Below are 15,079 nucleotides of genomic sequence, written 5' to 3'. Positions count from 1 at the left end.
CCGCCTCAGATCACCGTGAAGTCGCCGGCGGCCAGCGCCGGATTGCCCTGCAGCGTGGCGAACGGCACCGCGGCGCCCGCACCGGTGCCGTCGGCATCGTAGAAGAGCTGGCCGGTCGCGCTGTTGTAGATGATCCGGTCCGAGGCGTCGGCCGCCGCTGTGCCCGCCACGAAGGCATTGGCGTTGAGCGCGCCGAAGGCGCCGATCTGGGTGAAGACGGCGTCGTCGAGGAGGATCTTGTCGGTGCCAGCCGCGAAGTCGGCGATCGTGTCGACATTGCCTGCGCCCAGCGCGGTGGTGAAGGCGAAGCTGTCGTCGCCGGCGAAGCCGGTCATCACGTCCGCGCCGCCGCCGCCGTTCAGCGTGTTGGCGCCATTATTGCCGATCAGGAAATTGGCGATCTCGTTGCCGGTGAGGTTGATCGCAGCGGTGCCGGCGGTGAACGAGGTCGAGAGCCATTCGACCGAGACGCCGGCGGCAGCCGCATAGCTGACATTGGCCAGGATGGCGTCGAAGCCCTCGCCCGCATTCTCGTTGACCAGATCGCCGGCAGTGTCGACCAGATAGACGTCATCGCCGGCAAAGCCCGTCATAATGTCCGCGCCGCCGCCGCCGTTCAGCGTGTTGGCGCCGTTATTGCCGACCAGGAAATTGGCGATCTCGTTGCCGGTGAGGTTGATCGCCGCGGTGCCGGCGGTGAACGAGGTCGAGAGCCATTCGAGCGAGACGCCGGCGGCCAGCACATAGCTGACGTCGGTCAGGATCGCGTCGAAGCCCTCGCCCGCATTTTCGGTGACCGCATCGCCGGCAGTATCGACGAGATAGATATCGTCGCCGGCGAAGCCGGTCATCGCGTCCGCGCCGCCGCCGCCGTTCAGCGTGTTGGCGCCATTATTGCCGATCAGGTAATTGGCGATCTCGTTGCCGGCAAGGTTGATCGCGGCGGTGCCGGCGGTGAAGGCAGTGGACAGCCATTCGATCTCCTGGCCCGCCGCCAGCGCGTAGCTGACACTGGTCAGGATCGCGTCGAAGCCCAGCGCCCCGTCCTCAAACGCCTGGTCCGCCGCATTGTCGACGAAATAGACGTCGTCACCGGCGAAGCCTATCATCACGTCCGCGCCGGCGCCGCCGTCGAGCCGGTTCGCGCCGGCATTGCCGATCAGATACTGGAAGCCGCCATTGCCCGTGAGATTCAGGGCCGCCGTTCCCGCGGTGAAGGAGGTCGACAGCCACTCCGCTTCTGCGCCTGCGGCAAGGGCGTAGCTGACGCTGGCATAGACGGCATCGAAACCGTTGCCGGCCGTCTCCATGACGATGTCGCCGGCATTGTCCACGTCGTAGGTGTCGTCGCCGGCGAAACCGGCCATCACGTCCGCGCCGCCGCCGCCATTCAGGACGTTTGCGCCATTGTTGCCGGAGATGGTCTGGCCGAACTCATTGCCGACAAAGGTTAGCGACATGGTGCTCGCCGGGTTGATCGCTGCGAGCACCTCAATCTCCTGGCCCGCGCCAAGCGTGTGGCTTGCGAGCGCATAGACCCGGTCAAAGCCCTCGCCCGCTGCCTCAACGGTCAGGTCGCCGAACGTCTCGACATAAAAGACGTCGTCCCCGGTGCCGCCGCTCATCACATTATTTCCGGCGCCGCCATACAGATTATCGTTGCCGCCCAAGCCGTTCAGGATGTCGTCGCCGTCCTCGCCATAGAAGGTGTCGTCGCCGCCGGCACCGTGAAGCTGGTCGCTGCCGCCACCCCCATGGGTCGGCGGCGCATTAGCGCTGAGATAGACGATATCGTCGCCCGCCCCGCCGAACACGGAGCCCACGCCAAATTCCGACAACCTGACCGTGTTTCCGGCCGCGCTCAGGCTGAGCTGGCCGATCGACACGTCCTTGCCCAGCAGATCAAGGGATCCGCTCGTCGCCAGCTGCACGGTCTGCAAATGGATCTTGCCAAACTGGTTCGCATGCGCGGTGCTGAGCCTGGCGCCGACCAGGGCATCGCCGTCGAGCACTTCGAGATCGGAATCGAGAAGCGCGTCACTGAGATTGGTGATGACGACGACATCGCCATGATTCTCGCCGGCGATGAACAGCGTGTCCGTGCCTGTCCCGCCAGTGAAACGGTCGCCAGCCGTGATAGTCTCGCCTTTGGCGATGGTAATGGTGTCGTTGCCGGCGCCGCCGTCGACCCAGTCGAGCCCCGCGCCTCCGCCCAGTTCGTCATTCGAGCCGCCGCCATGAATGACGTCGTTCCCGCCGCCGCCAAGCAGGACGTCCAGCTGCTGGCTGCCGGTGAGACTGTCGTCGCCGGCACCGCCCGTCGCATAGGCGCTGAAGCCCGTCAGCTGTGTGAAATCGACGCTGGTGGCCGCGTCGCTCAGAATGACCTCGCGGACCTTGAAGTTCTGGGTAACCGTGATGGAGCCGCCGGTCGTGAGCGTGAGCGACAGCGCTTCGAACCGCTGGAGATTATTGGCCTGCGATGCCGACGCACGCACGTTCGTTTGCGCTCCAGTATAGCGCTCGAAATCGTTGGCGATCAGGCCGCTTCCCAAATCGACCGAGCCGGAGCCGATCACCGAGATCGTATCGACGCCGGTTCCTCCCGACATCGCCTCGCCGAGGAACGACCCGTCCGCGAAATTGAGGTGCACGACATCGTCGCCGCCGCCGCCGTCAAAGCTGTCGACGCCGCCAGCGCCCCACATCTCATCATTGCCGTCGCCGCCGAGCAGCGTGTCGTCGTCGCCACCACCGCTCAAATAGTCGTTGCCGCCGCCGCCCTCGAGCCGGTCATTGCCTGAGTCCCCCTGAAGAATGTCGGAGGCCTCGGTGGCGATGATCTGATCGTTGCCACCGCCACCGAAGACGCCGAAGCTGCCCGCGCTCACATTGGGGTGGTTGCCGGCGAGGGTGACGATATCGTCACCTGAATCGAGATGCAGGCTGCCGCTGACAAACTTGTCGCCGCTCAGGTCGAAGGTGCCGCTGCCGGTAACGGAGAACGACCCTTCATATTTCTGGAACTGCAGGAATTGAGCCTTGGTCAGGCGAATGGTGCAGCGTTGGGCGCTGATATATTCGATGTCCGCGGCAACGAAGAGGCTTCTGATGTCGAAAAGGGTGAAATTGCTGTCGACGAAGCTGAGCCGGTCGTAGCCGCTGCCGCCAACGAACCGGTCGCCCGCGGACAGGCCGAGAGTGTCCTCCGAAGAATGCACCATGAGGGTGTCGTCGCCATCGCCGCCGTCAAGGAGGTCATCGCCATTGCCGCCGAACAACAGGTCGTTGTCCGCGCCGCCATAGAGCTCGTCATTGCCGTCCCGACCATAAAGGGAATCGTCGCCCCCAAGCCCGCTAATGACGTCGTTGCCGCCCTGGGCATAAGCCGTGTCGGCATCGCCGGTGCCGGTCCAGGTATTATTGTCGCCATCTCCGATATAAATCGCCAACATCATTCTCCCACGCAGGGGAGACACGACGGCGCGCTGAGACACGCCGGCCGCGTGGCGTTCGCCTTCTGGCGGCCCCCCCGGGCTGCCGTGTGCCGACCATAGACCGGGTCGATGCGGGTGCAAGTCGCAATTGCTGAGCGAGAAAGGGAGAAGACGGGCGGACTGAATGGCCAGCAGGTGGCAGGAAGAACCGACTTGCCAAAATCCCCTTATTGTCCACCATGTCAGCAAGGCGCCGGGGGGCGCCGTCACGAGAGCGTCACGCGAACGAGAGATGACGCCTCGCACATGGGGAGGTCATTATGAAGCGCGCCGTCCTGCTGTCCGCCGCCAGCCTGTTCACGCTCGCCGCCAGTCCGGCGCTCGCCCAGGACGACCCGACGCCTGCCGTGACGTCCGCCGCGGGGGCGGATCAGGACGACCAGGACATCGTCGTCACCGCGCAGCTGCGCGAGCAGCGCATCTCCGAAGTGCCGATGGCGATCACGGCCTATACGGGCGAGTTTCTCGACGAGCTCGGGCTCAACGATTTCGAGGACGTCTCGCGCTTCGTGCCCGGCTTCGAGGTGCAGAACCAGTCGCCGAACAATCCGGGCTTCGTGATGCGCGGCGTCACCTCGGACAGCGGCGAGAGCTTCGTCGAGCCGCGCGTCTCGGTCTTCCAGGACGGCGTCTCGATCGGCAAGTCGCGCGGCTCGTTCGTCGAATTGTTCGACATCCAGCGCGTCGAGGTGGTGCGCGGGCCGCAGTCCACGCTCTACGGGCGCGGGGCCTTGATCGGCGCGGTCAACATCATCCAGAACCGGGCCGATCCCTCGGGCTTCGCCGGCTTCCTCGAGGCGGGCTACGGCAATTTCGACTATTGGTCGGTCGAAGGCATGCTGAACGTGCCGATGGGCGACACGGCCGCATTCCGCGTCGCCGGCCGCTACCGCAACCGCGACGGCTATATCGCGAATCTGCTCGGGCAGGCCGACTTCAACTCGGTCGATACCGGCGCGATCCGCGGCACCCTGCACTGGGCGCCCTCCAGCCGGGTCAGCATCGACATCATCGGCAATTACCAGGAGGACAATCCGCACGGCACCTCCTTCAAGTTGATGAGCTTCACGCCCACCGACCCGGTCACGGGCGCGGTGCTCGGCGACCGCAGCCCGAACAGCGGCGCGGCGCTCGCGCCCGGCGCCGGCTTCGAGGGCGGCGCCCCGCTCGGGCTCGACCGCCGGGTCTGGGGGATTACGGGCATCGTCCGCGCCGAGCTCTCCGACCAGTTCACGCTCACCTCGATCAGCGCCTGGCGCGAGTTTGACGGCATCGAGATCCTCGACGCGGACGGCATCTCCCTGCCGGTGATCACCGCGGCCGCCGACGAACGCGGCGAGCAGCTGAGCCAAGAATTGCGGCTGACCTACGAGAATGACAGCGTCACCGCCTTCGTCGGCCTGTCCTATTTCAACGAGGACGGGGCCCAGCGCACCCCCGCCCAGGTCGACGAGCGCGTGCTGCTCGCCCGCCTCGCCGGCGCGCTGAACGGCGGCGGGCTGATCCCGGGGCGGCCGGCGACCGATCCGGCGCCGATCGGGCTGTTCGGCAACACCGCCTTCACCGCAGCGCTGCTGCAGGGAGTGGCCGGCAATTTCGGCTATGCCTTGCCGGGGCCGCTCGCGCAGGGCATCGCCGCCAATCTCAAGGCCAACCATCTCGAGACGACGACGAACACGTCCGAGACCGACAGCTTCGACATTTTCGCGGACGTCACCTTCCGGCTGTCGAGCGAATTCGAGATCGGCGTCGGGGCTCGCTACAGCCATGACAGCAAGACGACGAGCCTGAGCTCGGCGGTGCTGAACGGGCGCTCGATCCTCGGCGGCTTCCTCGGCGCGCTGCAGCAGTCCGAGCCGACCCGGACGGCCCTGCTCGGCGCGCTGGCGGTGCCGGGCGCGGCGACGATCCCGCCGGGACCGGGCTTCCCGGTGCCGCTCTTCGGCCTGACCTTCCAGCCGACCAACGGCAATGGCAGCGTCGAGAGTGCGGACCTGGACGACGACAGCTTCACCTGGCGCGTGATCGCGCGCTGGGCGCCCAATGCGAGCACCTCGGTCTATGCCAATTATGCGCGCGGGCGCAGGCCCGAAGTGCTCTCGGCGCTGCCGCCAGCGACGCCCTTCGGTGCGGCGCGCTTCAACGTCGTCGATGCGGAGACGGTGGACAGCTTCGAGGTCGGCGCCCGCACGCGCACGGCGGGCGGCACGCTCAGCCTCGACGGCGCGCTCTTCTACTACAAATACAAGAACTTCCAGACCACCGAGCAGATCGGCACGATCTTCATCACCACCAATGCCGGCGAGGCCGAGGCCTATGGCTTCGAAGGCTCGATGCGCTGGCGGGCGAGCCCGAACGCGACCTTCTTCGCAACCTATGCGTACAATCACAGCCGCTTCACCTTCGGCGTGCGCGACGGCAACCGCTTCCGGCTCTCGCCCGATCATACGCTGTCGCTGGGCGCGCAATTCGGCGTCGACGCGGGGCCGGGCCGGCTGAGCTTCGTGCCGACGGTCACCTACCAGTCGCGTATCTTCTTCGACGACAATAACGACATCTCGGCGCTGCAGCAGCCGCCCAACGCCCTGCTTCCGGACAATGTGCAGGACGAACAGCAGGGCGGCTACGCTTTGGTCAACGCGCGGCTGAGCTACACGCTCAATGAGCGCTATACGATCGAGGCCTTCGTCACGAACCTGTTCGACGAGGCGTATATCCTCGACGCCGGCAATACCGGCGACGCGGCGGGCCTGCCGACCTTCATCGGCGGGGCGCCGCGGATGTATGGGGTGCAGGCGAGCGTCCGCTTCTGACATGATCGACCGCCGGCTTCTGCTGCAAGCCGGGACGCTGGGGCTCGGCGCGCTGGCCTTGCCGGGTGCCGCGCAACTGCTCGCGGCGCGCGGTTTCACGCACAATGTCGCGAGCGGGGAGCCGCGGGCGCGTTCGGTCATGCTCTGGACGCGTTATCTGCCCGAGGCGGGCGGGAGCGGCCGGCTTTCCTGGCAGGTCTCCACGGGCCCCGAATTCGGCCGGATCGTCGCGGACGGCGTCGTCACGGCGTCGGCGGAGCATGACTTTTGCGCGAAGGCAGTCGCCGGGGGGCTGGAGCCCGGCCGCTGGTATTATTTCCGCTTCCGCGACGCGCGCGGGCAGCTCTCACCGGCGGGGCGGACGCGGACGCTGCCGGAAGGCCCGGTGCAGAGCTTCCGGCTCGGCCTCTTCTCCTGTGCGAATCTCGGCTTCGGCTGGTTCAACGCCTACGCTCATGCCGCGGCGCGGCGCGACCTCGACCTGATCGTCCATGCCGGCGACTATCTCTACGAATATCCGGTTGGACGCTATCCGACCGCGGCGCAGGCGGTGGCGGGCCGCCTGATCGATCCCGCGACCGAGGCCTACCGCCTAGCCGACTATCGGCTCCGCTTCGCCGCCTATCGCGCCGATCCGGACCTGCAGCGGCTGCACCAATATTTCCCGATGATCGCGATGTGGGACGATCATGAGAGCGCCAACGACAGCTGGCAGAATGGCGCGCAGAACCACGCGCCCGCCAGCGAGGGCGACTGGACGGCGCGCAAGGCGGCGTCGGTGCGCGCCTATCGCGAATGGATGCCCGTCCCGGACGATGCCTGGGAAAGCTACGAGATCGGCGATCTCGCCACGCTCTTCAGGCCCGAGACGCGCCTCACCGCGCGCAGCCGCCCCGGCTATTTGCGCGAGGTCCTGGTCAATCGGGCGGACCGCGCTGCCGCCTTCGCAGCCTTCCGTGAGGGGCCGTGGCAGGATCCGGCACGGACCATGATGGGGCCGGAGCAGGAGGCCTGGCTTGCGGACGGCCTGCGGCAGTCGGTCGCGCGCGGGACGAAATGGCAGATCCTGGCACAGCAGGTGATCGTCGGGACGCTCGCCATGCCGCCCGAGGCCAATGGCTGGCATGCGTCCAGCGCGACCGAGGGCTTCCGAACCTTCGTCGCCAATGCGGTCGACGCCGGGCGGGCGGGGCTGCCCGCGGGCTATGACAGCTGGGACGGCTATCCCGCGGCGCGGCGGCGGCTGCTTCGGTCTGCGCTCGATGCGGATGCGAACCTCGTCGTCCTCTCCGGCGACAGCCACAATGCCTGGGCCTTCGATCTCGACCTGGACGGGGCGCGGGCCGGGGTCGAGCTGGCCGGGACAAGCGTGACCTCGCCCGGCAATGAGAGCGAATTCCCCGGGGCGTCGCCCGCCCAGGCGGTGCGCGCGACCCTGGCTGTGAACAGGCAGCTCAAATGGGCGAACCTGCACCAGCGCGGCTATGCGACCTTGCACCTGACGCCGCGCCGCGCGAGTGCCGAATGGCTGTTCATGCGCACAATCCGCGAGCGTTCGACAGCGCTGGCCGGCCGCCATGTCATGACGAGCAGGCGGGGGGCGAATCGCTACGGCTAGGCACGGCGGCGAGGGCGGTGTAGCTTCCGGCGATGCAGATCCTCCTTTTCACCGCAGCGCTCGCGCTGGCATTGCAGGACGACAAGCCAGACGCTCTGCCCGCGCCCGCGGCCGCCGAGCAGGCCGAACCCGAAGGCGACGGCGCCAACGGGACTGAGCTTCCGGAAGGCTCGGCCAATCTCGATTTCGTAATGCTTAACCGTACGGGCCAGACGATCGTCGAGCTGAACATTTCGCCCGCCGGTGAGGAAAGCTGGTCGGACAATCTGCTTCATTATCCCGAGGTGCCGGACCAGGAGCGCGCCGCCGCCTCCTATGCGCGCGACGTCGAGCTCTGCCGCTGGGACATCCGCGTGCGCTTCCCGAGCGGGCAGCGACGGTCCTGGCCCGCGGTGAATCTCTGCGACACTGTGCGGGTCGAGCTGCGCTAGGTCAGGCCGCGAGCCGCACGAGGTCGCGCCCTTCTTCCTTCGCCCGGTAGAGCGCGCCGTCGGCGCGGCTGATGAGATGGTCGCAGCCTTCCTCGCCGGCGAGCAGGGCGACGCCGCTGGAGATGGTGACCCGGCCGACCGTGCCGTCGGGATAATGCATGGTCCGGTTCGCCACGGCCTTGCGCAGACGTTCGCAGGCCCAGCGCGCCTGCTTGAGATTGGTCTCCGGCATCACGATCGCGAACTCCTCGCCGCCGAAGCGGCCGAGCAGGTCGCCGGCGCGGGTCACCTTGCGCAGCTCGTCGGCCACGGCCTGCAAGACCGCATCTCCCGCGGGATGACCGTGCGTGTCGTTGATCGACTTGAAGCGGTCGATGTCGAGCAAAGCAAGGGAAAGCGGCCGGCCGCTGCGCTCTGCACGGGCGACCTCCAGCGCCATGCCCTCCATCAGCCGGCGGCGATTGGGGAGACCGGTCAACGCATCGGTCGTGGCCATGCGCTGCAATTCCTCGGTCAGCCGGATCGCCTTGCGGTGGCCGATCGCCGCACCGAAGCCGGCATAGGCCATGAGCAGGACGACGATCAGAGCGGCGGCCGCCATGATGTAGAGATAGCGGTCGGCATTGGCGTCGGCGATCGCGCTCAGCCGGGAGCGCTCCGAAAGCAGCCGGCGTTCCTCCGTGTCGACGCGACGCAAGGCGGCGAGGAAGTCGCGTATCTGGGTGCGCCCCTCGCGCGCCCGAACCGCCGCGACGGCTTCCAGGATGCGGCCTTCCGCCTGCATCCGGACGAGCCCGTCGATCGTGGCGATATAGGCGCCCAGTTTCGTCCGCAGGTCCGCCAGCAGCGCCTGCTGGCCCGGATTGTCGCGGGTCAGCCGCTCCAGCCGGCGCAGCAGCAGCTGGCTCTGCATGCGGCCGCGGAAATAGGGGGCGAGGAAATCGCGGTCGTTGGTGATCAGGAAGCCGCGCTCGCCGCGCAGCGTCTCGTTGGCCGCGGATTCGAGCCGGCCGGTGACGAGCAGGACGTCGAGCGAATGGCGCTGCCAGCGCTCCGCCTCGCGCCTCTGCTCGGTCACGCGGAAGCCGTTGACGATGATCAGGGCGAACAGGGTCGCGATCGCGATCAGCGCGCACAAGCTGATCAGCCGCCGGCGGCCGGCTTTCTTTCTGAGGACGACAGCTTGGTCGAGCAAAGGTCCACCTTCTCTACCAGCCGGCCGATGTGCGCGATACGTCGTAAACAGACGGTAACCACGGGATACCGCATCGTCCGAAACGGCAGATTGTGGGCGTCGTCCTCTTATTGCTGCGGCGCAGGCTGCTCGCGGGGTGGCGCGGGGAGGGTGATCGCATTGCCTTCGGGGATCAGCGGCTCGGGGCCCTGCGGCACCGGCGGCTGCGGCTCCGGCTCCAGGCCGTTGCCAGGCTCGGCCTCGTTCACGTCGCGCCGGTCGGCTTGGGACAGCGGCACGGGCGGCGAGGCCGGGGCGCTGCGGGCGCCGAGCGCCTCGGTCATGAACGCCCGCCAGATCCGCGCTGGTGCGCCGCCGCCCGAGGTGCCGGGCAGGGGGCTGTTATCGTCATTGCCGACCCAGACCCCGACCACCAGGTCGCCGGCAAAGCCGACGAAAAGGGCGTCGCGATAGTCGGAGGTGGTCCCGGTCTTGCCGAAGGTCGGGACGGAGAGGTTCGCCGCCCGGCCGGTGCCGCGCAGCACCACCGCATGCAGGACGTCGCGCATCATCGGCATATGCGGATCGCGGCGGAACCGGGATTCGGACGGCGCGTCCTCGGGCAGGCCGTAGGGCCGGATCGGAAAGCGCCCCGAGGCGATGCCGGCATAAGCCGCGGTCAGCTCGAGCAGGGTGACGTTGTTGACGCCGAGCGGCAGGCTCGGATCGGCGCGCAGGGGCGTGGTGATGCCGAGGTCGCGGGCCGCCTGGATCACCGCGCCCCGTCCGACCCGCTCCGAGAGCTGCACGGCGACGCTGTTCGAGGAGATGGCGACGGCGTCGCGCAATGGGATCGCGCCGCGATAATGGCCGTCATAATTGCGCGGTGACCAGTCGCCCACCCGCAAGGGGGCGTCGTTGACCAGAGTGTCCGGCCGGTAGCCGGCGCGGAAGGCGGCGAGATAGACGAAGGGCTTGAACGCCGAGCCCGGCTGGCGCCGCGCCTGCGTGGCGCGGTTGAACGGGCTCTCGGCATAATCGCGCCCGCCGACCATCGCGACGACCCGCCCGTCGAGCCGCATCGCGACCAGGGCCGCCTGCGTCCGGCCGAGCCCGGCGCGGCGGACGGCCCGGACGGCGGCGCGCTGCAGATCGCCCTGCAAGGTCGTGCGGATGCGTCGATTGCCATAATCCTCGTCCGTGCCGGCGCTCGCCTCGCGCATCACCCAGTCGGCGAAATAGGTGCCGGTCGGCGTGGTGTCGCGCGGCCCCAGGCGGACGCGCGCCGGGCGGACGGCGCGGCGCTGGGCGTCGGTGATGAAACCGCACTCCACCATCGCGTTCAGCACCAGCGCGGCGCGGCGGCGCGCGGCGGCGGGATTGGTGGTCGGCGCGAGCCGGCTCGGCAGGTTGACCACCCCGGCGAGCATCGCGGCCTGGGCGAGGGTCAGATCCTCGGGATCGACGTTGAAATAGTGGCGGGCGGCGGCGCGCAGGCCGTAGACATTGTCGCCGAAGTAGACGTTCGAGAGATAGCGGCTGAGAATCTGGTTCTTGGTCAGCCGCGCCTCCAGCCAGAGCGCGATCAGCGCCTCCTGCGCCTTGCGTGTATAGGTGCGGTCCGGGGAGAGGAAGCTGGTCTTGGCGAGCTGCTGGGTGATCGTGCTGCCGCCCTGCAGGCCGCTCGACGTGCGGTTGCGGAAGAAGGCGCGACCAATCCCCCAGGGGTCGACGCCGCTATGATAATAGAAGCGCCGGTCCTCGATCGCGACGAAGGCGAGGCCGACATGCGGCGGCAGCCGGGTGACGTCGATCGGCTCGCCCATGATTGCGCCGCGCCGGGCGATCGGCTCGCCCTCCGCGGACAGGATGGTGAGGGTCGGCGCCTCGGCATTGCCGAGCGACCGCGACAGTGGCGCGGTGATCGTCAGCCAGACGATGATCAGCACGAAGACTAGGAAGAAAAGCTTGATGCCCCGCTTGATCATCCGGACGCGGCGGGCGCGCCTGCTGACGGGCGGCGGCCCGGAGTCGCCCGGCTGGCCCTGATCCCGGATCGCCTCGGCGGTCATGGCGCTTTTGTCAGCATGTTTTCAGCGCGCCAGCAAGCGGTCCGGTGCGATTTGCGCGGGCGTAACGTCCGGGAAGGGCCAGGCAGTTCCGGCGGCGAGCGATTCCAGCGCCTCGGCCATGGCCGGACCGGTCTGCAGGCCGTAGCCGCCCTGGCCGCAGAGCCAGAGGAAGCCGGGGGCATCGGGGGCGAAGCCCGTGGTCGGCGTGCGGTCGGGGGTGAAGGTCCGGAGCCCGGCCCAGCGATGGGCGATGCGGGTCACCTTGAGCGTCGTATAATGTTCCAGCCGGTCGGCGGCGAACGCGATGTCATAATCGTCGGGCTGGGCGTCGCAGGGATCGTCGGCCACCTCATCGACCGGGGAGACGAGCAGGCGGCCGGCCTCGGGCAACATGTAGAAATCGCCCGCGGCGCTGTGCACGAAGGGCCAGCCGGCCATGTCCATGCCGGGGTCCACGGCAATGATCGTGCGGCGCTTCGGCTCCAGCCCGAGCGGAGTGACGCCGGCGAGCGCGGCGATCCGGTCGCACCAGGCCCCGGCGGCATTGACCAGCACGGGCGCGGCGACGGTGTCATCCACCACCCAGGCCTCGCCGTTCCGCTCGATCTTCCCGACCTGGTGGCCGAGGCGGATCTCGCCGCCCCGGGCGCGGAGCTGGCGGGCGAAGGACTGGAGCAAGGCGTCCGCATCGAGCTTGAGCCCGGTCGGATCGAGAAAGCCGCGCACGGCCGCGCCGGGGCCGGTGCGGATCACCGGGCAAAGCCGGGTCAGCGCTCCCGCGTCCAGCGGCTCAAGCGTGTCGACGAGCGCCGCCATGTTGGTCTCGAGCGCCTCGAGCAGGGGGAGGGCGCCTTCCTCGGCGAAATAGAGCGAGGGCGAGAGCGCCGCGACCGGGGTGTCGCAAAAGCCCTCCGGCTGCGCCTCGAAAAAGGGGCGGCTGTGATGGGTGAGAGCCCGGACCACGGCATTGCCGATTCCGTAATGCGAGAAGGAGACGCTGCGTCCCGAGCTGTGATAGCCGAGCGCCTCCTCGCCCTCGAGCACGACGACCTTGCCGTGCCCGGCCAGGCGCGCGCCCGCCGAGAGCCCGGCGATGCCGCCGCCGATGATGATGAAATCCGCGCTGTCCATGGCGCGATGCGCTAGCCGATCCGGCGCGGCCCCTCAATCCGGGGCCGGCCGATGGCCATGGTGGACGTGATTAGTAGGTGCCGCCGCCTGCCCGGCGCGCATCGGCGCGACCGGCCAGATAGGCGGCGCAGCTCGCGCGCAGTGAAACGCTGTCCGCATCGGACAGCGAATAAGCCGTGGAGAGCCGGGCGATGAAGCCGGCCGGATCGTCCTGATTGCCGGCGGCGCGGCAGATCGTGGTGATCGAGGCGAGATCGAGCGGGCCGCCGCTGGTGGCGCGGCGCGGCTGGCTGCGGCGCGCGGCATTGTTGGCGCTCGCGCTCTGGGTCCGGCGGGTGGGGCCAGGCTGAATCTGGCGGGTCGGGCCCGGGCGGACGGTCTGCGGCCGGGCCGTCGCGGTGCGGGTCGGCTGCGCCGCCGGCTTGCGCGGCGCGGGCCGGGCCGGCGCGGTGCCGCGGCTGCGCGGCTGCAGCGCTTCGGCGCGGGACTGGAGCTCCAATGCCGTCCGGTCGATCGGCAGGGACTGGGCAGCCGCCAGGAAAGCCGTCAGGATGATAACCATGTTCGTTCCCCCCGGGAAAACGTCTCCCGCTCGCTGCGGGTTATACCGTGTTGGTAAACAAGATGTTAACCAAATTTTTTCGGGCGGATTCTGAACGGGGGCCGATAGAGTCATCAGATTCTAAGGAAAGGGAAATTTCGGTGACCGACGAGGATCTGGCGGCCCATCTGGCTGAGGAAGCGGGGCGGCTATTGTTGGAACAGCGCAACAGTTCGTTGCTCCAGGGCAACGCACTCGGCCATGTCGCCGACCAGGTCGCCAACGCCTTCATTCTGACCGGCTTGGCGGAGTGGCGGCCGGAGGACGCGGTCCTCTCTGAGGAAAGCCCCGACGGCCCGGTCCGGCTCGGCAAGAGCCGCTGCTGGATCATCGACCCGCTCGACGGCACACGCGAATATTCGGAAGGACGGCCGGACTGGGCCGTGCACGTGGCGCTTGCCGTCGACGGCGCGCCGAAGCTGGGCGCGGTGGCGGTGCCGGCGCTGGGGCGGCTGTTCCGCTCGGACGCGGTCGAGGTTGCCTCCCGGGTGCGGGAAAGGCCGGTGATGCTGGTGAGCCGGACGCGGCCGCCCGCCGAGGCCGCGGAGATCGCTTCCCTGCTCGGCGCGGAGGTCCGGCCGATGGGCTCGGCGGGCGCGAAGGCAATGGCGGTCGTCGCTGGCGAGGCCGATCTCTATTTTCATGCCGGCGGCCAGCATGAGTGGGACAATTGCGCGCCGGCCGCGGTCGCGCTCGGCGCCGGCCTCCATGCCAGCCGTGCCGACGGCTCGTCTCTGGTCTACAACCAGCCGGACACCTGTATCCCGGATCTCCTGATCGCCCGGCCCGAATATGCGGACCGCGTGCTCCGCTTCTGCCGTCAGAGATAGGCGGCGAGCGCCAGCCAGGCGTCCCGTTTCCGCTCGAACGACAGGCTCGCATAAGCGGGGCTTGAGGAGGGCAGGTCAATCAGCGCGAGGTCGAGCGCCGGCCCGAGCTGGCGCCGGCCGATCCTTGCCGAGGTGGCGCCGTTGAAGCCGATCGCGCGAAGCTCCGGCAGGGTCGCGACCAGCGCGGCGAGGTCGCTGGCCTCGTGCAGCCGGATGGCGGCATCGAGGCTGCCATCGCGCGTCGCCGCCGCGACCGTGTCCCAGAGCCCGACCTTCGCGTCGAGCAAGGCCGCCAGCCTCTCTTCATAAGCGAGCGGGACGAGGTCGCGGCCGATCACCGCGCCGATCAGCCGCCAGAACAGGTTCTGCGGGTGCGCGTAGTAACGCTGCTGCGCGAGCGAGACGGCCCCGGGCAGGCTGCCGAGGAGGAGGAGGCGCGTGTCGGGACGGGTGACGGGCGGGAAGCAGTGATGCATAGGGGTGCGATGAAGATAGCGGGCGGCTGCCATTGTCGAAAGGTGCGCTTCGAGGCGGAGGTTCCCGAAGCGGTGGAGCTGCTCGACTGCAATTGCTCGATCTGCAGCGCGACCGGCTTCCTGCACCTGATGGTGCCGCACACCGATTTCACCCTGCTGACCGACCCGGCGGCGCTCACTTCCTACCGCTTCGGCACCGGCGCCGCCGACCACCTGTTCTGCGCGACCTGCGGGATTAAGAGCTTCTACCAGCCGCGCTCCCACCCAGACGCGTGGAGCGTGAACTGGAATGCGCTCGACGACGTCTCGGGGCTGAGGGCGACGGTGACGGCCTTTGACGGGCGCAATTGGGAGCAGGCGTCCGCCGCCTTCGACTGAGCGGCTTGCCCCCTCCGTACGGCCCGGCCTAGAACATCCGGCAAAGGGGAGGGTGTTC

General features: G+C 68.4%; 11 protein-coding genes. 5 read left to right on the top strand and 6 right to left on the bottom strand.

The genetic code is table 11. From position 1 onward, the window contains the following. Nucleotides 1-5 precede the first annotated feature (5 nt). On the bottom strand, nt 6-3,455 hold the full coding sequence (locus tag VEC11_RS12325) for a hypothetical protein (RefSeq protein WP_464131688.1): 3,450 nt from the start codon (nt 3,453-3,455) through the stop codon (nt 6-8). Between the two features lie 302 nt (nt 3,456-3,757). Between VEC11_RS12325 and VEC11_RS12320 the strand changes: the two genes are divergently transcribed. Genes VEC11_RS12320 through VEC11_RS12310 form a run of 3 tightly spaced genes read left to right on the top strand, consistent with a single transcriptional unit; the run spans nt 3,758 to nt 8,359 of the window. Next, the gene (locus VEC11_RS12320; RefSeq protein WP_464131686.1) at nt 3,758-6,310 is read left to right on the top strand and encodes a TonB-dependent receptor; all 2,553 of its coding nucleotides are present in this window, start codon (nt 3,758-3,760) and stop codon (nt 6,308-6,310) included. 1 nt (nt 6,311) lies between these two features. After that, on the top strand, nt 6,312-7,928 hold the full coding sequence (locus VEC11_RS12315) for an alkaline phosphatase D family protein (RefSeq protein ID WP_464131684.1): 1,617 nt from the start codon (nt 6,312-6,314) through the stop codon (nt 7,926-7,928). Between the two features lie 32 nt (nt 7,929-7,960). Beyond that, nucleotides 7,961-8,359, top strand: coding sequence for a hypothetical protein (locus VEC11_RS12310; RefSeq protein WP_464131682.1), 399 nt, complete (start codon nt 7,961-7,963; stop codon nt 8,357-8,359). Nucleotide 8,360: 1 nt separating this feature from the next. Here the strand turns inward: VEC11_RS12310 and VEC11_RS12305 are convergent, their stop codons facing one another. From VEC11_RS12305 to VEC11_RS12290, 4 genes are all read right to left on the bottom strand, one after another. Beyond that, nucleotides 8,361-9,554, bottom strand: a complete 1,194-nt coding sequence (locus VEC11_RS12305) for a sensor domain-containing diguanylate cyclase (protein WP_464131680.1) — start codon at nt 9,552-9,554, stop codon at nt 8,361-8,363. 107 nt (nt 9,555-9,661) lie between these two features. Further along, entirely contained in the window at nt 9,662-11,605 is a 1,944-nt protein-coding gene (locus tag VEC11_RS12300; RefSeq protein ID WP_464131678.1) for a transglycosylase domain-containing protein, read from the bottom strand. A 21-nt stretch (nt 11,606-11,626) separates the two neighbouring features. Then, entirely contained in the window at nt 11,627-12,736 is a 1,110-nt protein-coding gene (locus VEC11_RS12295; RefSeq protein ID WP_464131676.1) for an NAD(P)/FAD-dependent oxidoreductase, read from the bottom strand. A 70-nt stretch (nt 12,737-12,806) separates the two neighbouring features. Beyond that, nucleotides 12,807-13,298, bottom strand: a complete 492-nt coding sequence (locus VEC11_RS12290) for a hypothetical protein (RefSeq protein WP_464131674.1) — start codon at nt 13,296-13,298, stop codon at nt 12,807-12,809. Nucleotides 13,299-13,432: 134 nt separating this feature from the next. Here VEC11_RS12290 and VEC11_RS12285 point away from each other — a divergent pair, with 134 nt between their 5' ends. Then, a complete protein-coding gene (locus tag VEC11_RS12285; RefSeq protein WP_464132040.1) occupies nt 13,433-14,167 on the top strand; it encodes a 3'(2'),5'-bisphosphate nucleotidase CysQ in 735 nt (244 codons plus the stop codon). Here VEC11_RS12285 and VEC11_RS12280 read toward each other — a convergent pair. Continuing rightward, nucleotides 14,158-14,643, bottom strand: a complete 486-nt coding sequence (locus VEC11_RS12280) for a DNA-deoxyinosine glycosylase (protein ID WP_464131671.1) — start codon at nt 14,641-14,643, stop codon at nt 14,158-14,160. The two genes, VEC11_RS12285 and VEC11_RS12280, sit on opposite strands and share 10 nt — an antisense overlap. A gap of 9 nt (nt 14,644-14,652) precedes the next feature. On the opposite strand from VEC11_RS12280, the gene VEC11_RS12275 reads away from it, so the two are divergent. After that, nucleotides 14,653-15,021, top strand: a complete 369-nt coding sequence (locus VEC11_RS12275; protein ID WP_464131668.1) for a GFA family protein — start codon at nt 14,653-14,655, stop codon at nt 15,019-15,021. Nucleotides 15,022-15,079: the final 58 nt, after the last annotated feature.

It is taken from the genome of Allosphingosinicella sp. (assembly GCF_035626655.1).
In the GTDB taxonomy this organism is placed as follows: domain Bacteria; phylum Pseudomonadota; class Alphaproteobacteria; order Sphingomonadales; family Sphingomonadaceae; genus Allosphingosinicella.
The sequence above is the reverse complement of the archived record's forward strand: the minus strand, read 5'-3'. Positions and strand labels throughout refer to the sequence as shown.